18 protein-coding genes and 4 tRNA genes are annotated in these 18,786 nt (G+C 64.8%); 12 read left to right on the top strand and 10 right to left on the bottom strand.

What is annotated here, in order from left to right:
- Window positions 1–559 precede the first annotated feature (559 nt).
- A tRNA-Thr gene (locus AAFN46_RS09230) sits at window positions 560–635 on the bottom strand.
- Between the two features lie 61 nt (window positions 636–696).
- Window positions 697–1,119, bottom strand: a complete 423-nt coding sequence (locus tag AAFN46_RS09225; RefSeq protein ID WP_347808380.1) for a prepilin-type N-terminal cleavage/methylation domain-containing protein — start codon at window positions 1,117–1,119, stop codon at window positions 697–699.
- 228 nt (window positions 1,120–1,347) lie between these two features.
- Here AAFN46_RS09225 and pilB point away from each other — a divergent pair, with 228 nt between their 5' ends.
- The 5 genes from pilB to yacG are packed head-to-tail and all read left to right on the top strand — an operon-like array spanning window position 1,348 to window position 5,947.
- Entirely contained in the window at window positions 1,348–3,048 is a 1,701-nt protein-coding gene (gene pilB / locus AAFN46_RS09220; protein WP_347808379.1) for a type IV-A pilus assembly ATPase PilB, read from the top strand.
- 6 nt (window positions 3,049–3,054) lie between these two features.
- Window positions 3,055–4,272 carry a type II secretion system F family protein gene (locus AAFN46_RS09215; protein WP_347808378.1) on the top strand — a complete coding sequence of 406 codons (1,218 nt, stop codon included), beginning with the start codon at window positions 3,055–3,057 and terminating at the stop codon, window positions 4,270–4,272.
- Window positions 4,273–4,275: 3 nt separating this feature from the next.
- Entirely contained in the window at window positions 4,276–5,148 is an 873-nt protein-coding gene (locus AAFN46_RS09210) for an A24 family peptidase (RefSeq protein WP_347808377.1), read from the top strand.
- Window positions 5,145–5,756 carry a dephospho-CoA kinase gene (coaE, locus tag AAFN46_RS09205; protein ID WP_347808376.1) on the top strand — a complete coding sequence of 204 codons (612 nt, stop codon included), beginning with the start codon at window positions 5,145–5,147 and terminating at the stop codon, window positions 5,754–5,756. The genes AAFN46_RS09210 and coaE overlap by 4 nt, the downstream gene beginning before the upstream one ends.
- Window positions 5,753–5,947, top strand: a complete 195-nt coding sequence (yacG, locus tag AAFN46_RS09200) for a DNA gyrase inhibitor YacG (RefSeq protein WP_347808375.1) — start codon at window positions 5,753–5,755, stop codon at window positions 5,945–5,947. The genes coaE and yacG overlap by 4 nt, the downstream gene beginning before the upstream one ends.
- A 76-nt stretch (window positions 5,948–6,023) precedes the next feature.
- Here yacG and AAFN46_RS09195 read toward each other — a convergent pair whose 3' ends face one another.
- Both AAFN46_RS09195 and AAFN46_RS09190 read right to left on the bottom strand, forming a co-directional pair.
- Window positions 6,024–6,716 carry an energy-coupling factor ABC transporter permease gene (locus AAFN46_RS09195; protein WP_347808374.1) on the bottom strand — a complete coding sequence of 231 codons (693 nt, stop codon included), beginning with the start codon at window positions 6,714–6,716 and terminating at the stop codon, window positions 6,024–6,026.
- Entirely contained in the window at window positions 6,713–7,138 is a 426-nt protein-coding gene (locus AAFN46_RS09190; protein WP_347808373.1) for a GNAT family N-acetyltransferase, read from the bottom strand. The genes AAFN46_RS09195 and AAFN46_RS09190 overlap by 4 nt, the downstream gene beginning before the upstream one ends.
- A 71-nt stretch (window positions 7,139–7,209) precedes the next feature.
- Here AAFN46_RS09190 and AAFN46_RS09185 point away from each other — a divergent pair, with 71 nt between their 5' ends.
- From AAFN46_RS09185 to AAFN46_RS09165, 5 genes are all read left to right on the top strand, one after another.
- Window positions 7,210–7,836: a DUF1780 domain-containing protein gene (locus AAFN46_RS09185; RefSeq protein WP_347808372.1), complete on the top strand. Its 627-nt coding sequence runs from the start codon at window positions 7,210–7,212 to the stop codon at window positions 7,834–7,836.
- On the top strand, window positions 7,833–8,315 hold the full coding sequence (locus AAFN46_RS09180; protein WP_347808371.1) for an MOSC domain-containing protein: 483 nt from the start codon (window positions 7,833–7,835) through the stop codon (window positions 8,313–8,315). The genes AAFN46_RS09185 and AAFN46_RS09180 overlap by 4 nt, the downstream gene beginning before the upstream one ends.
- A gap of 40 nt (window positions 8,316–8,355) precedes the next feature.
- Entirely contained in the window at window positions 8,356–8,529 is a 174-nt protein-coding gene (locus tag AAFN46_RS09175; protein WP_347808370.1) for a DUF3094 domain-containing protein, read from the top strand.
- Between the two features lie 60 nt (window positions 8,530–8,589).
- On the top strand, window positions 8,590–9,882 hold the full coding sequence (locus tag AAFN46_RS09170; protein WP_347808369.1) for an NAD(P)/FAD-dependent oxidoreductase: 1,293 nt from the start codon (window positions 8,590–8,592) through the stop codon (window positions 9,880–9,882).
- 69 nt (window positions 9,883–9,951) lie between these two features.
- Window positions 9,952–10,665, top strand: a complete 714-nt coding sequence (locus AAFN46_RS09165; protein WP_347808368.1) for a transporter substrate-binding domain-containing protein — start codon at window positions 9,952–9,954, stop codon at window positions 10,663–10,665.
- A 43-nt stretch (window positions 10,666–10,708) separates the two neighbouring features.
- Here the strand turns inward: AAFN46_RS09165 and AAFN46_RS09160 are convergent.
- The 3 genes from AAFN46_RS09160 to AAFN46_RS09150 all read right to left on the bottom strand — a co-directional run bounded on the left by AAFN46_RS09160 (window position 10,709) and on the right by AAFN46_RS09150 (window position 10,950).
- Window positions 10,709–10,784, bottom strand: a tRNA-Lys gene (locus AAFN46_RS09160).
- Between the two features lie 4 nt (window positions 10,785–10,788).
- Window positions 10,789–10,865, bottom strand: a tRNA-Pro gene (locus AAFN46_RS09155).
- A 9-nt stretch (window positions 10,866–10,874) separates the two neighbouring features.
- Window positions 10,875–10,950: transfer RNA gene (locus tag AAFN46_RS09150), tRNA-Asn, on the bottom strand.
- A gap of 200 nt (window positions 10,951–11,150) precedes the next feature.
- Here AAFN46_RS09150 and AAFN46_RS09145 point away from each other — a divergent pair.
- Entirely contained in the window at window positions 11,151–13,538 is a 2,388-nt protein-coding gene (locus AAFN46_RS09145; RefSeq protein ID WP_347808367.1) for a DUF1631 domain-containing protein, read from the top strand.
- Window positions 13,539–13,877 carry a PilZ domain-containing protein gene (locus AAFN46_RS09140; protein ID WP_347808366.1) on the top strand — a complete coding sequence of 113 codons (339 nt, stop codon included), beginning with the start codon at window positions 13,539–13,541 and terminating at the stop codon, window positions 13,875–13,877.
- Between the two features lie 392 nt (window positions 13,878–14,269).
- Here AAFN46_RS09140 and clpB read toward each other — a convergent pair whose 3' ends face one another.
- The 3 genes from clpB to rluD form a co-directional block, all read right to left on the bottom strand.
- The gene (gene clpB, locus AAFN46_RS09135; RefSeq protein ID WP_347808365.1) at window positions 14,270–16,834 is read right to left on the bottom strand and encodes an ATP-dependent chaperone ClpB; all 2,565 of its coding nucleotides are present in this window, start codon (window positions 16,832–16,834) and stop codon (window positions 14,270–14,272) included.
- 176 nt (window positions 16,835–17,010) lie between these two features.
- On the bottom strand, window positions 17,011–17,769 hold the full coding sequence (pgeF, locus tag AAFN46_RS09130) for a peptidoglycan editing factor PgeF (protein ID WP_347808364.1): 759 nt from the start codon (window positions 17,767–17,769) through the stop codon (window positions 17,011–17,013).
- Window positions 17,753–18,724, bottom strand: a complete 972-nt coding sequence (rluD, locus tag AAFN46_RS09125) for a 23S rRNA pseudouridine(1911/1915/1917) synthase RluD (RefSeq protein ID WP_347808363.1) — start codon at window positions 18,722–18,724, stop codon at window positions 17,753–17,755. Before rluD ends, pgeF begins: the two co-directional genes overlap by 17 nt.
- Between the last annotated feature and the right edge of the window lie 62 nt (window positions 18,725–18,786).

Raw genomic sequence — 18,786 nt, 5'->3', positions numbered from 1 at the left:
TGCGGCGGCCAGAAACACCGAAATGAGCGAGCCATCTGGTCGATTTTGACCCACTGGCCGCTTTCAAAATTGGCGAAGGCCGAAGTCAGCCAGAAAAACCGCTCTACTTCAGACCTTCCTTAGGTCTTTGTCTGAAAGCTTGGCGTCCTCTTCCGCTGTTTTCTCAAGCCTCTTTTCCTGTTCCCACTTGATAAGTAGCTTGTCCGGAACCTCACTTTGGTGGGGCTGCACCTCTCGCTCTGTTTCAGAGTCAGAGCATCCAACCAGAAGGGCTCCTAGTACCGCAGGTATGAAAGCAGTTCCCTTGATGTGAAACATTGTTGCCTTTGCCGTGTGTCTGTTCTTGATCCTGGGGCAGAGCTGAGCCGCTCAACCCCGCAGCATTAGCTTACATAGAACGCGCAATTCGATGTAGCCACTTGCCACCATTCCTCGCCAGCACGGATGGGTAATCGAGGCAACGCTCTGGAGTGCGCAGAACACGAGACAATATTGGGACACTTCTGGGACACCCCCAGAAATGAAAAAGGGCTAGCCGAAGCTAACCCTTTGTTTTTTATGGTGCCGGAGACAGGAGTCGAACCTGCGACCTTCGCATTACGAATGCGCTGCTCTACCAACTGAGCTACACCGGCCACCCAAAACAGAGCCCTGCATTGCAGGGCAATGTTTACAGCTCTAACTTTTAGTCAACAATCAGCAGAGAGCAGCACCTACGCAAGTCCCCGTCTTAGCCCAAGACAGCGAATTCGCACTACCTGCAGCAGCAACAGACGGTGTCAGAACATAAGTCTCACCATTCAAGCCCCCGGTCGCAGTAGCAGTAGCAGTAATCGCACCACCAGCACCTGTGGCAACGCTAGCCACAAAACCAGCACCAGCGGTGGTATTGGCCGGAATACCATTAGTACCAGGGGTAGCGCAACTGGCCAACGCACCTTGCTCAGCAAAGCAAAGCTCTACAGCCATTTTATACGGCTGGGTAGCCTGCACAACCTCGCTGAAACGGGCTTTAGCAGTGTACTTCTGATAAGCCGGCAGAGCGATAGCGGCCAGGATACCGATAATGGCAACCACAATCATCAGTTCGATCAGAGTGAAACCTTTTTGTGCTTTCATAAGTTTTCTCCAAGCATGAGTTAAAGGTCAGTTGACCTGCAGGTTACCTAGCACATCCCATGCCAGCCCTGCAGAGCCCAACCTATTAGCGCCATGATGAGCCCCCCCCCTCCGGAGCCACCACCTCCCGGGCAAAATGTGACAATAAAGGACACCTCGAGAGCACCCATTTGGCAGCCCCATCTCACTGGGTTATAAGAGGTGGGTAACCACACAGCCCATACCCCCATGAACGATATCGCCCTGACCGGCCTGGCCAAGCAACTGGTACTGGCCAACCTGCTCGATGAGTCCACCGCCCAACAGGCTCACACCCAGGCCCAACGCAACAAGCTCTCTCTTGTCACTTATTTGGTACAGAACAAACTGGTCAAGAGTCGCGACCTGGCCACGCTGACCTCCGACCAGTTCGGCATTGCCCTCTACGACCTCGCCTGCATCGACAAGGAGGCCCAGCCACGCGACCTGGTCAACGAGAAACTGGTACGCCAGCACCGCGCCCTGCCCCTGTATCGCCGCGGCAACAAGCTATATGTCGGCATCTCCGACCCCAGCAACCTGCAGGCGATCACCGATATCCAGTTCAGCACCGGCCTCAATACCGAGGCCATCCTGGTCGAGGACGACAAGCTAGGCGAGGCCATCGAGAAGTTCTTCGAGGCCGCCAACAGCGGCCTGGAAGACCTGGGCGATGTGGACCTTGATAACGTCGATATCGAGGCGGTGGACGACGATAAGACCGATGGCGCCACTGGCGGCGAAGCCGACGACGCCCCGGTGGTGCGCTTCGTCAACAAGATGCTGCTGGACGCCATCAAGGGCGGCTCCTCGGATCTGCATTTCGAGCCTTATGAGAAGACCTACCGGGTGCGCTTCCGCACCGACGGCATTCTGCACGAGGTGGCGCGGCCGCCGATCCAGCTCGCCCCGCGCATCTCGGCGCGCCTCAAGGTAATGGCCAGCCTGGATATCTCCGAGCGGCGCAAGCCCCAGGACGGACGGATCAAGATGAAGATATCCAAGACCAAGGCCATCGACTTCCGCGTCAACACCCTGCCGACCCTATGGGGCGAGAAGATCGTGATGCGAATCCTCGACCCCACCAGCGCGCAGATGGGCATCGATGCACTCGGCTATGAGGATGAGCAGAAGGAACTCTACATGAATGCCCTGAAACAACCCCAGGGCATGATCCTGGTGACCGGCCCCACCGGCTCAGGCAAGACCGTATCCCTGTATACTGGCCTAAATATCCTCAATACGGTCGATGTGAATATCTCCACCGCCGAAGACCCGGTGGAAATCAACCTGGAAGGCATCAACCAGGTCAACGTCAACCCCAGGCAGGGCATGGACTTCTCCCAGGCCCTACGCGCCTTCCTGCGCCAGGACCCGGATATCATCATGGTCGGCGAGATCCGCGACCTGGAAACCGCCGAGATCGCCATCAAGGCGGCCCAGACCGGGCATATGGTGATGTCGACCCTGCACACCAACAGCGCCGCCGAGACATTGACCCGCCTGCGCAATATGGGCGTGCCGGCCTTCAATATCGCCACCTCGGTCAACCTGATCATCGCCCAGCGCCTGGCGCGCAAGCTCTGCAGCTCCTGCAAGAAGCCGGTCGAGGTGCCGCAGGACGTGCTGCTGAAAGAAGGATTCCCTGCCGACAAGATCGGCACCTTCAAGATCTACGGCCCGGTCGGCTGCGAAAACTGCAAAGGCGGCTACAAGGGCAGGGTGGGTATTTATGAAGTAGTTAAAATCACACCCGCCCTGCAACGCCTTATCATGGAGGAAGGCAACTCCATCGAAATCGCCGAGCAGGCACGCCAGGACGGCTTCAATGACCTACGCACGTCCGGCCTGTTCAAGGCCATGCAAGGTGTTACCAGCCTTGAGGAAATCAACCGCGTGACCAAGGACTAACCCACCATGGCGGAAAAAGCTCTCAAAACCAGCATCTTCAGCTGGGAAGGCACTGATAAGAAAGGCGCTAAAGTCAAAGGGGAGATAGGCGGTCAATCCCCTGCCCTCGTTAAAGCGCAACTACGCAAGCAGGGCATCAATCCAACCAAGGTCCGCAAGAAGTCCGCTTCCATCTTCGGCGCAGGCAAGAAAATCAAGCCCATGGACATCGCCCTGTTCACGCGTCAGATGGCGACCATGATGAAAGCAGGCGTTCCACTGCTCAGCTCCTTTGATATTATCGGAGAAGGGATGGACAACCCCAGTATGCGCACCCTAATCGACGGGGTTAAGCAAGATGTGGCCGCTGGTAACAGCTTCGCCTCATCTCTGCGCAAGCGCCCCCTCTACTTTGATGATCTCTATTGCAACCTAGTCGAAGCAGGCGAACAGTCGGGCGCACTCGAAACCCTCCTCGCACGCGTAGCCACCTACAAGGAAAAGACTGAAGCACTAAAAGCAAAGATCAAAAAAGCGATGAACTACCCTATCGCAGTAGTTGTTGTAGCCATTATCGTATCCGCAATACTTTTGATAAAAGTCGTACCGCAATTCGAAGCGGTATTTGCAAACTTCGGCGCAGAACTCCCAGCATTCACTCAAATGGTCATCGGCCTATCTCGAGCCCTGCAAGAATGGTGGATCGCTGTATTAGCGATACTATTTGCCGCTTCTTTTTCTCTCAAAGAGGCCCATAAGCGCTCCGAAAAATTTCGCAATTGGCTAGACAGAGCCATCCTCAAACTTCCTGTGATAGGCGATATCATCTACAAATCCTCTGTGGCACGCTATGCTCGCACCCTAGCCACCACCTTCGCCGCAGGTGTCCCCTTGGTCGATGCCTTGGACTCGGTAGCAGGCGCGACGGGAAACATTGTTTTCAAGAACGCTGTCCAGAAAATCAAACAAGATGTGTCGACTGGCATGCAATTAAACTTCTCGATGCGCACAACTGGGGCATTCCCCAGCATGGCCCTGCAGATGACAGCTATCGGTGAAGAGTCGGGGGCTTTGGACGAGATGCTGGACAAAGTAGCCAGTTTCTACGAAGAAGAAGTCGACAATATGGTCGACGGACTGACCAGCTTAATGGAGCCCATGATCATGGCGGTTCTAGGTGTTCTCGTCGGCGGCCTGATTATCGCTATGTATCTGCCAATCTTCCAACTTGGCGCCGTAGTATAAACAATGCAGCTCATCGAGTTTCTGGCCGGCACTTCGCCGGCCTTTGTTTTTCTCGCAGTGCTGCTCGGCCTGATCATCGGCAGCTTCCTCAACGTGGTGATCCACCGCCTGCCACTGATGATGCAACGCGACTGGCGCCAGCAAGCACGAGAGATCCTTGAACTGCCGGAAGAGCCCAAGGGCGAGACCTTCAACCTGCTGCTGCCCAACTCCTGCTGCCCGCACTGCGGTCACAGGATACGGGCCTGGGAGAATATCCCGGTCGTCAGCTACCTGGCGCTGCGCGGCAAGTGTTCCGGCTGCAAGGCGCCGATCAGCGCGCGCTATCCGCTGGTCGAGCTGGCCTGCGGACTGCTCTCCGGATATGTGGCCTTCCACTATGGCTTCGGCTGGCAGGCGGCCGGGGTGTTGCTGCTGACCTGGGGGCTGCTGGCGATGAGCCTGATCGACTGCGATCACCAGTTGCTGCCCGACTCTCTGGTGCTGCCGCTGCTCTGGCTGGGACTGATCGCCAACCACTTCGGCCTGTACGCCAGCCTGGAAGACGCCCTGTGGGGCGCCATCGCCGGCTATCTCAGCCTGTGGTCGGTGTATTGGCTGTTCAAGCTGGTGACCGGCAAGGAGGGCATGGGCTATGGCGACTTCAAGCTGCTGGCCATGCTCGGCGCCTGGGGTGGCTGGCAGATACTGCCGCTGACCATCCTGCTGTCGTCGCTGGTCGGCGCCGTGCTCGGGGTGATCCTGCTGCGCCTGCGCAATCAGGAGACCAGCACGCCGATTCCCTTCGGCCCCTACCTGGCCATCGCCGGCTGGATCGCATTGCTCTGGGGTGATCAAATAACCGGGACCTATCTGCAGTTCGCCGGCGTGAAATGAGCAAACCCTGGATTCTCGGCCTCACCGGAGGCATTGGCAGCGGCAAGAGCGCCGCGGCCCAGCACTTCATCGACCTCGGCGTCCATCTGGTGGACGCCGACCATGCCGCCCGCTGGGTGGTCGAGCCGGGCCGCCCCGCCTTGGCGAAAATTGCAGAACGCTTCGGCGAACGGGTGCTGCAGGCCGACGGCACGCTGGACCGCGCCGCCCTGCGCCAACTGGTATTCCAGGATACCGAGCAGCGGCGCTGGCTGGAAGGCCTGCTGCACCCGCTGATCTTCCAGGAAATAAACCAGTATCTGGCCAGGGCCGAGTCACCCTACGCCATTCTGGTATCGCCGCTGCTGGTGGAGTCCGGCCAGCACAAGATGACCCAGCGGGTGCTGGTGGTGGACGCCCCGGAAGAGCTGCAACTGCAGCGCAGCATGGCCCGCGACGACAGCTCCGAGGAGCAGATCCGCGCCATCCTCAAGGCCCAGAGCAGCCGCGAGGAGCGCCTGCGCCATGCCCACGACGTGCTGGTCAACGACCGCGACCTGGCCTGGCTCAGGAGCGAGGTCGAGCGCCTGCACCACTTCTACCTGACCCTGCGCGGAGGCCAGCCATGAGCAGCACAGTGCAATGCCCGACCTGTGGCGCGCCGGTCGAGTGGGGCCCGCAGAGCCCGCACCGGCCCTTCTGCAGCGAGCGCTGCAAGCTGATCGACCTCGGCGCCTGGGCCTCGGAGGCCCACGCCATCCCCGGCGACTCGCTGGAGGACTCGCCCTTCTCCGAGGATCTGCCGCCGCGCGAGCATTGAGTTGGCGGAAACTACAAGAACCCTCTCCCCGGCCCTCTCCCGTCAACGGGAGAGGGCGCTCTGAGCGTCACCAGGCTTATGGCCGCCTATCCGTATCGCCCTTCCAGGGCGCGGCCAGGTATCGGGTGCGATTGAAAGTCTCCAGCCAGTCCGGATAGAACACCACCAGGGCGGTGACCAGCATGCCGTTGATGAAGGCCTCGGGAAACATCACCAGCCACAGGTAGCCGGCGAAATCCTCCAACCAGGGTGGCATCGCGTAGAGGCCATCGAACCACAGCAGCGCCAGGCCGCCGAGCAGGCAGGCCAGGGCGGTGAAGGAGGCGGGAAAGAAGCCGCAGCAGAAGATGTAGACGAACAGGTTGCGGGGCTGGCGGCGCTCGACCCACAGCGCGCAGGACTCGGCGATGGCCACCGGCAGCGCCACCAGCAGCAGGCCGTTGACGCCCAGCGCCGCGCCGTCGAGACGCCCGAGCGCGAGCAGGCCGAGCTGCGCGGCGAAGCCACCGAGCACGGCCAGCGGCCAGTCCAGCAGCAGAGTCACGGCGGTCATGCCGATGAAGTGGAAGGACAGCCCCGAGGCGAAGTCGCGGCGCACCAGCCACAGCAGGAACAGCGCCAGCACCGTGCCGAACAGCAGATGCTGGCGGCGCTGGTCGCTGCACAGCTCGATCCAGGGCGTGCGGCCCAGGGCCCAGAGCAGCACCGTCGCATACAGCAGCCAGCCCAGCCAGAGGCTGAGCGGCTGCAGCAGTTCGGCCGCGATCACGCGCCCGCCACCCGGCTGGAGAACACCTGGACATCCCCTCGCGCCTCCCAGCCGATGCCGCCCTGCCAGAAGGCCAGTGCCTCGCCGGCTTCGCGCAACACGAACACATGGGACTTGCTCACGCCGAGCCGCGCCAGACGGGCCAGCGCCTCGTCGAGCAGCGCGCAGGCCAGGCCCTGCCCGCGCCAGGGCGCAGCGACCGCCAGGTGCTGCAGGTAGCCGCGCCGCCCGTCGTGCCCCACCAGCAGACTGGCGACCACCTCACCCTGGCGTTCGATGAGCAGACTCAGCCCGGGGTTGCGCGCCAGATAGCGGCAGAACGGCTCGTACTCGTCCTCGGCGCGTAACTGGATGCCCGGCGTGCGCCGCCATAGGGCGAGCAGGGTCTGGTGATCGGCAGGGGTGACCGGGCGAATCGACATGCTGGAGCCTCGCAGGATCGGCCCAGTGTACACCGCAGCGAAGGCCATCTAGCTTGGGCTATGCTGCGCCCATGGACGACTCCGATTACCTGCGCCTGCTGACACGCCAGGCCGAACAGGCCAACGATTTTCTCTCCAATTCGCGCAAGTGGGAACGCGAGCGCTGGGTCTGCCAGCGCCTGCTCAGCGCGCTCAACCAGCATCATCGCAAGGACGAATTCGCCGCCGGGCAGGAGCCGCCGGACGTGCTGTTTCGCGAGGCCAACTTCGAGGTGTTCTTCGTGCTCGACCAGGGCCGCCGCCTCAACGACGAGTGGCGCGAGGAGCTGCAGCGCCGGCGCAGCGCCCTGTCGCTCAGCCAGCTGCTGCGGCGCGAGCCGCGCCCACGCAGGATTCCCGCCAGCGAGCTGCAGGCGCGCCTGGCGCCGACCCTGCGCAAGAAGGCGCACAACTACCGCGAACGCGGCCTCGACCCGGGCGAGCTGGACCTGCTGGCCTACGTCAACCTCAAGCGCGACACGCCCGACTTCAACAGCCCCTTTCCGCCACCCTCGGAGTATCTGCGCCAGGGTTGGCGCTCGCTGTCGCTGGTCGGCCCCAACTACGCGCGGGTGCTGTTCGCCCACGACGACGCCCCCGCCTTTCTGCGCCACAACCGCGGGCGCACCGTGCTGTTCGACGTGGGCATCAGCCTGTGAGCACGCTGCAGGAACTGCTCGCCCGGGTACCACAGCGCGGCCGGGTGCACTGGATAGGCGTGCGCCCCACGCCGCGCGACGCCATGCTCGAACTGAACACCGTCGAGGCGCGCCGCGAAGCCGGCCTGACCGGCGACCATGCCCGCCCGGGGCCACGCAACGCGCGCCAGGTGACGCTGATCCAATGGGAGCATCTGGCCGTGGTCGCCGCGCTGATCGGCCGCGAGCTGACGCCGGCCGACCTGCGCCGCAACATCGCCGTCGCCGGCATCAACCTGTTCAGCCTCAAGGGCCGGCGCTTTCGCATCGGCCAGGCGCTGCTGGAAACCACCGGCTGGTGCCAGCCCTGCGCGCGCCTGGAACAACACCTCGGCCCCGGCACCTTCCAGGCCATGCGCGGGCACGGCGGCATCACCGCCCGGGTGATCGAGGGCGGCATCATTCGCCTGGGCGACGAAGTGCGCGTTGAGTCGCCATGACCGCCGCGTCTAGAATGGCGCATCCTTAGAGAGCATCGTCATGCCCAGCCGCCTCAGCCCGGAAGACCAGCAACGCGTCGAGCAGTACCTCAGCGCTCCGCAGCACCAGGTCGAACGCCAGCCGTTCCGCCCCTGGCGCCTGTTGCTGGTGGTGGTCGCCGTGACGATCGGCCTCGGCCTGCTCTCCCGCCTGCTCGCCGGACTGGTGCTATGAGCCGCCTCGCGCTCGCCCAGCCGAGCCCACCGAATTCCTTAAGCCTTGTGAGCAATTCCCATGACTCATCGCATCGTGATCGTCGGCGGCGGCGCCGGCGGCCTGGAGCTTGCTACCCGCCTGGGTAGAACCCTGGGCAAACGCCAACGGGCCAGCATAGTGCTGGTCGACTCCAACCTCACCCACATCTGGAAACCGCTGCTGCACGAAGTGGCCGCCGGCTCGCTGAACTCCTCCGAGGACGAGCTGAACTACGTGGCCCAGGGCAAGTGGAACCACTTCGAGTTCCAGCTCGGACGCATGAGTGGGCTGGACCGCACGCGCAAGGTCATCAAGCTGGCGGCCACCCTGGACGAGGACGGCGGCGAACTGCTGCCCGAGCGCGAACTGGGCTACGACAGCCTGGTGCTGGCCGTCGGCAGCACCACCAACGACTTCGGCACCGCCGGCGCCGCCGAGCACTGCATCTTCCTCGATACCCGCGAGCAGGCCGAGCGCTTCCACCGGCAGATGCTCAGCCACTACCTGCGCGCCCACGCCGGCAACAGCGACGACGGCCGCATCAGCGTGGCCATAGTCGGCGCCGGCGCCACCGGCGTGGAACTGGCCGCCGAGCTGCACCATGCCGCCCGCGAGCTGGCCGCCTACGGCCTGGACCGCATCCAGCCGCAGAACATGCGCATCACCCTGATCGAAGCCGGCCCGCGGGTGCTGCCGGCGCTGCCGGAGCGCATCAGCGCCCCGGTGCACAGAACCCTGGAGAAGCTCGGCGTGACAGTGCTCACCGGCACCGCGGTGAGCCAGGTCACCGCCGACGCCCTGCACACCGCCCAGGGCATGGAGATTCCCGCCAGCCTCAAGGTCTGGGCCGCCGGCATTCGTGCCCCGGCCTTCCTCGGCGAGCTGGACGGCCTGGAGAGCAACCGGATCAACCAACTGCTGGTACGCCCGACCCTGCAAACCACCCTGGACGACGCCATCTTCGCCTTCGGCGACTGCGCGGCCTGCCCACTGGACGGCGAACGCAACGTGCCGCCGCGTGCCCAGGCCGCGCACCAGCAGGCCTCGCTGCTGGCCAAGTCGCTCCGCCTGCGCCTGGAGGGCCAGGCCCTGCCGGAGTTCCGCTACCGCGACTACGGCTCGCTGATCTCCCTGTCGCGCTTCTCGGCGGTGGGCAATCTGATGGGCAACCTGATGGGCAGCGTCAAGCTGGAGGGCTGGCTGGCGCGGATGTTCTATGTGTCGCTGTACCGCATGCACCAGATGGCCCTGTACGGCGTGACGCGCACCGCCCTGCTGATGCTCGGCGACCGTATCGGCCGCAGCACCGAGCCACGCCTGAAACTGCACTGATCGGCAAACGCCTACGGCCACCACCGAGCCGTCCTATACTGCGCATGGAGCCACACCGAGGGAGCCTCCATGCGCAGCCTACTCGCCCTGCTCTGCCTGCCCCTCGCCTGCCTGGCGGCGGAACCGCTAGCCGTCTACTACATCGAGAAACCGCCCTACTACCACAGCATCCAGGGCGAGCCGACCGGTTTCCTGCTCGAACGCACCCGCGCCATCTTCAGCGATGCGCAGATCCCCCTGCGCTTCGAGGCACGCCCGGCCAAGCGCATCCTCCTCGAACTGGAACAGAACCACACGGAGGCCTGCTCCATCGGCTGGTTCAAGACGCCCCAGCGCGAGGCCTTCGCCCTGTTCAGCCTCGCCATCCACCGCGACGAACCCATGGTGGTGCTGACCCGCACCACCCTGCTGGAGCAGGTGAGCAGCCACCCCAGCCTCGCCAGCCTGCTGGGCAGCCCGCTGCGCCTGGGCGTGGTGGATGGCTTCTCCTATGGCGAACTGGATCCCCTACTGAGCAGGTTCCAGCCCAGTCGCATAACCGCGCCACCCGCGCAGAACGTGAGAATGCTGGCCGCCGAGCGCATCGACTACACCCTGGTCGACAAGCGCGAGCTACCCTACATCCTGGCCGAAGCCGACCTGAGCAACGCCAGGTTGAGCAGCCTGACGATGCCGGACATACCGCCCGGGCAGCAGCGCTACCTGATGTGCAGCAAGCGGGTGGGCGCGGCCCTGCTGCAGCGCCTGGATCGCAGCATCGAGCATCTGAATCTGCAGCCCTGAAATGCAAAGAGCCCGCACTAGGCGGGCTCTTTGTCTTGAATCATGGTGGGTCGTGTAGGATTCGAACCTACGACCAATTGGTTAAAAGCCAACTGCTCTACCGACTGAGCTAACGACCCATGATGGTCGGGGTAGAGAGATTCGAACTCCCGACATCCTGCTCCCAAAGCAGGCGCGCTACCGGACTGCGCTATACCCCGCCTGGAAGTTGGCTCCGCGACCTGGACTCGAACCAGGGACCCAGTGATTAACAGTCACTTGCTCTACCGACTGAGCTATCGCGGAACGACGAGCTTCCAATCTCCGCTACGGCCGGCTTGCGCCGTTTCCCGCATCAGAGGCGCGCCATTTTACGGAGCGCGAACATCCTGTCAAGCCCGGCCATGACTTATTTGATTCACGTCGCTGCGGCGAATAAGCGGCTAGGCTATGGCTTGTAACCCGAACGCTGCGCACGGCGGCCGACCCCCGCCCCAGGACATCGTATGAGTTCACCGGACACTCCACCGCCCCCCGGCACTCCCAGCGTCGCCAGCCGTGCCATCCAGCCACGCTTCGGCGGCCTGGTGCAGGACTGCCGCCAGCTGGCGATGAACAACCTGGCCGAACACCTCGCCGGCCTGTTCGCCCAGGTCGACGACACCCTCTTCGAATTCGCCGAGAAGGCCGAGAACAACAAGCTGCAGAGCCTGTTCTTCGACGCCATGCGCGAGCTGCGCAAGCTGCGCCCACAGATCGAGCGCAGCTACCACCAGCGCATCGCACAGAACTTCTCCGATTTCCTCGAAGGCAAGCTCAAAGCCAGGGATCGACGGGACGAGCCGGCTACAGACGAGCTGAGCCTGGTGCAGAACGAGGAATACGAGGAAAGCCTGCAGGTGACCAATATGGTCAGCAAGGTCAAGGCCCGCAGCGCCCGCACCCTGTTCGCCCTGGAGCAGCGCCTGGCCCTGCTCAACAACGGCCAGAAGCTCGGCGAGGACCTCAACCCCTTCGGCCCCCAGGCACTCGCCGATGCCTTCCGCGAAGCGCTGGCGCCGCATCCGCTGCCGCTGCGCATCAAGGTGATCCTCTACATGCTGTTCGAGCGGCATGTGATGCAGGGCCTGGACACCCTGTACGAGATGCTCAACCAGCGCCTGATCAACGCCGGCATCCTGCCCAACCTCAAGTTCACCGCCCAGCGCGCGCCGTCGCCCCGGACGACGAGCAAGCCAGGCGCGCAGAGCGGCGCCGGCGCGGCAGCGACAGCAACCACTGCCCCGCCAACCGATGATGCGGGCAGGCGCAGCGCGGCCGCCCCGGGCGCACCGGCGGGCCAGCAGGCTACTGCGCCCACTTTGCAGGTACCGGCCGACCTCGGCGCCCCGCCGCCGCAGGACCCGAACCAGCTGTTCGGCGGCCTGACCGCCCTGCTCGGCGAACACCGCGAGCGCAACCAGGACGCGCCGCTGCTCGGCGGCACCCCCAGCATCGCCAGCCTCGCCCCACGCACGGCCACCAGCACCTATAGCGCCGGCGAACTGCTGGAGGCCCTCAATCGCCTGCAACAGCAGTCCGCCAGTACCCTGAGCCAGCGCCTGCAGGGGCCGCAACCGGTGGAGGAGCTCAAGGTCAACCTGCAGCAGCAACTGGAGACCCACAGCAAGCTGCCCGGACAACAGAAGCTGGCCGAACAGGAGGCCGACGTGATCGACCTGGTCGGCATGCTGTTCGACTTCATCCTCGACGACGACAACCTGCCGGACGCCTGCAAGACCGCCCTGTCCCACCTGCACACGCCCTATCTGAAGGTGGCCCTGCAGGACAAGGCGCTGTTCACCCAGCACCAGCATCCGGCCCGTCGCCTGCTCAACGCCATGGCCCAGGCCGGCGTGCTGTATGGCGGCGAAGGCGACGAGCGCGGCCTGCTGGCGAAGATGCACTGGGTGGTGGAGCGGGTGATCCACGGCTTCGCCAGCGACCTGCAGCTGTTCGACAACCTGCTGGACGAGTTCAACGAGTTCGTCGCCACCCTCAAGCACAAGGTCGAGCTGCGCGAACGCCGCGCCGTGGAAGCGGCCAAGGGCCGCGACAAGCTGCTCGGCGCCCGCCAGCTGGCCGTCGACGTGATCCAGCGCGTGCTCAAGGATCGCCAGCTGCCCGCGGTGATTCACAACTTCCTCGAACTGACCTGGGCCGACGTGCTGGTCTTCACCCTGCTGCGCCATGGCCCGCGCAGCGCCGAGTGGCAGCGCGCCGGCGAGGTGGCCGAGCAGCTGGCCTGGAGCGCCATGCCGCTGGACGCCGAAGGCCGCGCCCGCCTGCAGGGCATGCGCGTGGCCCTGCTGGACGAACTGCGCAAGGGCCTGGAGCTGCTCGGCGGCTACCACGAAGACGGTATCCGCCGCCTGCTGCAGGACATAGTGGCCTGCCAGCACGCGGTGCAGGCCCAGCAGCCGCAACTGGCCGCCCAGCTCAAGATCCAGCTGCCGGAGAGCCCGCTGGGCGCCATGCTTGGCGAGGACGCGGCGCTGGCCGAACCGGTCAAGCGCGACGAGCACGCTCTGTCACCACGCGCCCAGGCTCTGGCCAAGGAGCTGCAAGGCCTCGAATTCGGCACCTGGTTCGAGTTCGTCCAGGGCGAGGAGACCCTGACCCTCAAGCTGTCCTGGTTCAGCCCGACCACCCACAACTACATGTTCGTCGATCACAGCGGCCAGCGCGTGGCGGTCAAGCCGATCCGCCAGCTGGCCAGTGAAATGGAGCGAGGCCAGGCGCGCATCGTCGAGCCGGAACGCACATCGCCACTGATGGATCGCGCGCTGCACGCCATCTACCGCGTCCTGCAGCGGTTCACCGGACGCGCCCAAGAAGTCGGACAAGGAGCCTGAATGGACGATCGTCGCCAGCACAGCCGGCATACCACCCAGCTGAACATCGAAGTGTTCGACCTGCACGGCGGCCGACGCCTCGGCCGTATCGTCGATCTGTCCGAGGACGGTTTCATGCTCTGCGGCGAGGCGCCGCCGGAAGCCGACTCGGTGTGGGAATGTCGTCTGGTGCTGGACCCGCCGCTGGACGGCATCCACGAGATCCGCCTGGGCGCCGACTGCCTGTGGAGTCGCGCCGGCGAGCCCGGGCAGAACGGCTGGTGCGGCTTCCATATCATCGACCTGGCCGACGACCAGATCGCCGCCCTGGCCCTGCTGCTGCGTCATCTGCAGGATTAAGCTCGGCACTTCGGCACAGGCCAGATCGGTGCCATCCGGGAGCGGAGCTGTCCATTGCCCGGATTGCATCCGGCTTCACGGCATCCCCTGCCCCCACAGCCCCCGCAGGCCTGAACGACGAAGCCCGTTCTCCCGGCAATGCTGTTCACTTAGCGGCATCACGGCCACGGCCAGACTTTTCTTGGTTCAGGTGTGCGGCTGTTGTTCTCCCTCTCCCGGAGGGAGAGGGGGGCACTTAGAACACGGGAGAACATCCAAGCGAGGGCATTGCGCAGCGCTCCCTCGGGCAGACACAAGCCAGAAAAACGCCGCGATTCTGCAAAGGAAGTCGCGGCGTTTTCTTAAGTGAACAGCATTAGCGTTCTCCCAAGGCTCTTTCTTGGGGGCGCCGTTCAGGCGAAAACGATCTCCTCGTCCTCGACCCTGGCATGGATGGTCGCCCCCGGCAGGAAGTCGCCGGCCAGTATCCGCTGCGCCAGCGGGTTCTCGATCCAGCGCTGGATCGCGCGCTTGAGCGGGCGCGCGCCGTAGACCGGGTCGAAGCCGACCGCCACCAGCTTGTCCAGCGCCTCGTCGGTCAGCTCCAGGGCCAACTCGCGCTCGGCCAGGCGGGCGCGCAGGCGGGCCAGCTGGATATTGGCGATGCCGGCGATCTGCTCGCGCGCCAGCGGCTCGAACACCACCACCTCGTCGATGCGGTTGACGAACTCGGGGCGGAAGTGGCTGCTCACCGCGTCCAGCACCGCCGCGCGCTGCGCCTCGCGGTCGCCGGCCAGCTCCTGGATCTGCGCCGAGCCGAGGTTGGAGGTCATCACCACCACGGCGTTCTTGAAGTCCACGGTACGGCCCTGGCTATCGGTCAGGCGACCGTCCTCGAGCACCTGCAGCAGCACGTTGAACACGTCCGGGTGGGCCTTCTCCACCTCGTCCATGAGGATCACCGAGTAGGGTTTGCGGCGCACCGCCTCGGTCAGGTAGCCACCCTCCTCGTAGCCGACGTAACCGGGCGGCGCGCCGATCAGCCGGGCCACCGAGTGTTTCTCCATGAACTCGGACATGTCGATGCGCACCATGGCCTCCTCGGTGTCGAAGAGGAACTCGGCCAGCGCCTTGCACAGCTCGGTCTTGCCCACCCCGGTGGGGCCGAGGAAGAGGAAGGAGCCGCTCGGCCGATTGGGGTCGGCGAGACCCGCGCGCGAACGGCGCACGGCATTGGCCACCGCCACCACCGCCTCGTGCTGGCCGATCACCCGCTTGTGCAGCTCGTCCTCCATGCGCAGCAGCTTGTCGCGCTCGCCCTCGAGCATCTTGCTCACCGGGATGCCGGTCCACTTGGACACCACCTCGGCGATTTCCTCGTCCGTGACCTTGTTGCGCAGCAGCTGGTTCTCGCTCTTGCCATGCTGATCGACCATCTGCAGGCTGCGCTCCAGATCGGGGATGATGCCGTACTGCAATTCGGCCATGCGCTGCAGGTCGCTCTTGCGCCGCGCGGCCTCCAGGTCGGCCTTGGCCTGTTCGATGCGCTGCTGGATCTGCGCCGAGCCCTGCACCTCGGCCTTCTCCGACTTCCAGATCTCCTCCAGGTCGGCGTATTCCTTCTCCAGCCGGGCGATGTCCTCCTTGAGCTTGTCCAGGCGCTTGAGCGCCGCGTCGTCGTCTTCCTTCTTCAGCGCCTCGCGCTCGATCTTCAGCTGGATCAGGCGGCGCTCTAGGCGATCCAGGGCCTCGGGCTTGGAGTCGATCTCCATGCGGATGCGACTGGCCGCCTCGTCGATCAGGTCGATGGCCTTGTCCGGCAGCTGGCGGTCGGTGATATAGCGGTGGCTGAGCTTGGCGGCGGCGATGATGGCGCCGTCGGTGATGCTCACCCCATGGTGCACCTCGTAGCGCTCCTTGAGGCCGCGCAGGATGGCGACGGTGTCCTCCTCGGAGGGCTCATCGACCAGCACCTTCTGGAAGCGTCGTTCCAGGGCCGCGTCCTTCTCGATGAACTGGCGGTACTCGTCCAGGGTGGTGGCGCCCACGCAGTGCAGCTCGCCGCGCGCCAGCGCCGGCTTGAGCATGTTGCCGGCGTCCATCGCGCCCTCGGCCTTGCCGGCGCCGACCATGGTGTGCAGCTCGTCGATAAACAGGATGATGCGCCCCTCCTGCTTGGACAGTTCGTTGAGCACCGCCTTCAGGCGCTCCTCGAACTCGCCGCGAAACTTCGCCCCGGCGATCAGCGAGCCCATGTCCAAGGCCAGCAGACGCTTGTCCTTGAGGCCGTCCGGCACCTCGCCGTTGACGATGCGCTGGGCCAGGCCCTCGGCGATGGCGGTCTTGCCCACCCCGGGCTCGCCGATCAGCACCGGGTTGTTCTTGGTGCGCCGCTGCAGGACCTGGATGGTGCGGCGGATCTCGTCGTCGCGACCGATCACCGGGTCGAGCTTGCCGTCCTCGGCGCGCTTGGTCAGGTCGACGCAATACTTGTCCAGGGCCTGGCGCGATTCCTCGGCATTGGGGTCGTTGACCGCCTGGCCGCCGCGCAGGTTGGCGATGGCGTTCTCCAGCGCCTTCTTCGACACGCCCTGGGCCAGCAGCAGCTTGCCCAGGCGGGTGTTCTCGTCCATCGCCGCCAACAGCACCAATTCACTGGAGATGAACTGATCCCCCTTCTGCTGGGCCAGGCGGTCGGCCTGGTTGAGCAGGCGGGCCAGGTCCTGCGACAGGTTCACGTCGCCGGTGGGGTTCTGCAGCTTGGGCAACTGGTCGAGCTCCTTGGTCAGCGCCTTGCGCAGAGCGTTGACGTCGAAGCCGACCTGCATCAGCAGCGGCCTGATCGAGCCGCCCTGCTGCTCCAGCAGGGCCTGCAGCAGGTGCAGCGGCTCGATGGCGGAATGGTCGAGGCCGACGGCCACGGACTGGGCGTCGGAGAGGGCAAGCTGCAGCTTGCTGGTCAAACGATCGATTCGCATCTGTCCTTCCTTCTATGAGCGGGCGGAGCGCTGAACTGCTCCCGAGAGTGAAGCCCGGTATTGCTCTGTAGATAAGGACAGTTTCGGCCGATTCAAGCGCTAGCGCTTTGCCGTGGGTCAAGCGGCAGGTATCAGCCCGGATGCAATCCGGAAAAAAGACTGCGTAATCCCGAAGTTTACCCGCGCCACTCGCGCGGCTGGTGAGGTTCGAGCCAGACCAGTGAGGCGAAGCGGCCGGTGCGGGCGGCGCGACGGTAGGAGAAGAAGCGCGGATCGGCGAAGGTGTCCAGACCGCCGCCATACACGGCGCTGACGCCGACGGCTGCCAGACGGATGCGCGCCAGCCGGTAGATATCGCCCATGTACTTGCCGGCATTGCGACTGGCCACGAAGGCACCTTCGGCCTGCGCATGCCGGGCGACGAAGGCCTCGCGCACCTCGGGCCCGACCTCGAAGGAGGCCGGGCCTATGGCCGGGCCCAGCCAGACCAGCAACTCGCCCGGCTCGACGCCCAGGGCAGCGATGGTACTTTCCAGCACCCCGCCGGCCAAGCCGCGCCAGCCGGCGTGGGCGGCCGCCACGCGGGTGCCGGCACGGTCGCAGAACAGCGCCGGCAGGCAGTCGGCGGTGAGCACGGCGCAGGCGACTCCGGGCGTGGCGCTCCAGCTGGCATCGGCAGTCGGCACCGCGCCGGCATCGGCCTCGACCACATCCACGCCATGCACCTGCCTGAGCCAGGCCGGCCGGCAGCTGAGGCGCTCGATCAGGCGGCGACGGTTCTCGGCCACGGCATCCGGCGCGTCCTCGACATGGTCGCCGAGGTTGAGGCTGGCGAACGGCGCCGGGCTGACACCGCCGGCGCGGCTGGTGACGCAGGCGCGCACGCCGGACGGTGCCGGCCAGTCGGGCAGGAGCCAGTCAGACGAAGGATTCATTGTCCTGGCGCAGCAGTGACAGCAGCCAGACCAGGTCCTCGGGCAGCTTCGACTCCCAGCGCATGCGCTGGCCGGTGGCCGGGTGCTCCAGTTCAAGGAAGCGTGCGTGCAGGGCCTGACGCGGGAACTCGCGCAGGGTCTGCACCAGGGTCGGGCTGGCCGCCGGCGGAATGCGGAAGCGCCCGGCGTAGAGCGGGTCGCCCACCAATGGGTAGCCGGCATGGGTCATGTGCACGCGGATCTGGTGGGTACGTCCGGTCTCCAGCTTGACCCGCACATGGGTGTGCGAGCGGAAGCGCTCCAGCACCCGGTAGTGGGTCACGGCCGGCTTGCCGCCGTCGATCACCGCCATGCGCTGGCGGTTGGCCGAGCTGCGGCCGATCGGTGCGTCGATGGTGGAACCGGCGGTGATCACGCCGATGCAGATGCATTCGTAGATGCGACTGACCGTGCGCTTCTGCAGTTGGTCGACCAGTTTGGTCTGCGCCTGCAGGGTCTTGGCCACCACCATCAGGCCGGTGGTGTCCTTGTCCAGGCGGTGGACGATGCCGGCGCGCGGCACGTTGACGATGTCCGGCACATGGTGCAGCAGGGCGTTGAGCAGCGTGCCATCGGCGTGCCCGGCCGCCGGATGCACCACCAGCCCGGCCGGCTTGTCGATCACCAGCAGGTGTTCGTCCTCGTAGACGATGTTCAGCGCGATGTCCTGCGCCACCCACTCGCCCTGGGCCTCCTGCTCGGCCTCCAGGCTGAGCACGGCGCCTCCGTGAACGATGTCGCGCGGGCGCAGCACGGCGCCGTCGACGGTCAGGCGGCCATCCTTGATCCAGCCGGCCAGGCGCGAGCGCGAATACTCGTCGAACAGCTGGGCGGCGACCTGATCGAGACGCTGGCCGCCGAGCTCGGACGGTACTTCTGCGGAGAGTTGGATGAGCTGATCGGAATCTTCGGACATGAGCTGCTGCGGGAGGTGGCGCGGCTTTTGGTTTCGGCCGCACGCTGTGGTTAAATACGGCG

It is taken from the genome of Pseudomonas sp. CAU 1711 (assembly GCF_039888625.1).
Taxonomy (GTDB): Bacteria; Pseudomonadota; Gammaproteobacteria; order Pseudomonadales; family Pseudomonadaceae; genus Aquipseudomonas.
Note: the sequence above shows the minus strand (reverse complement) of the source record. Positions and strands in the feature narration are given on the sequence as shown.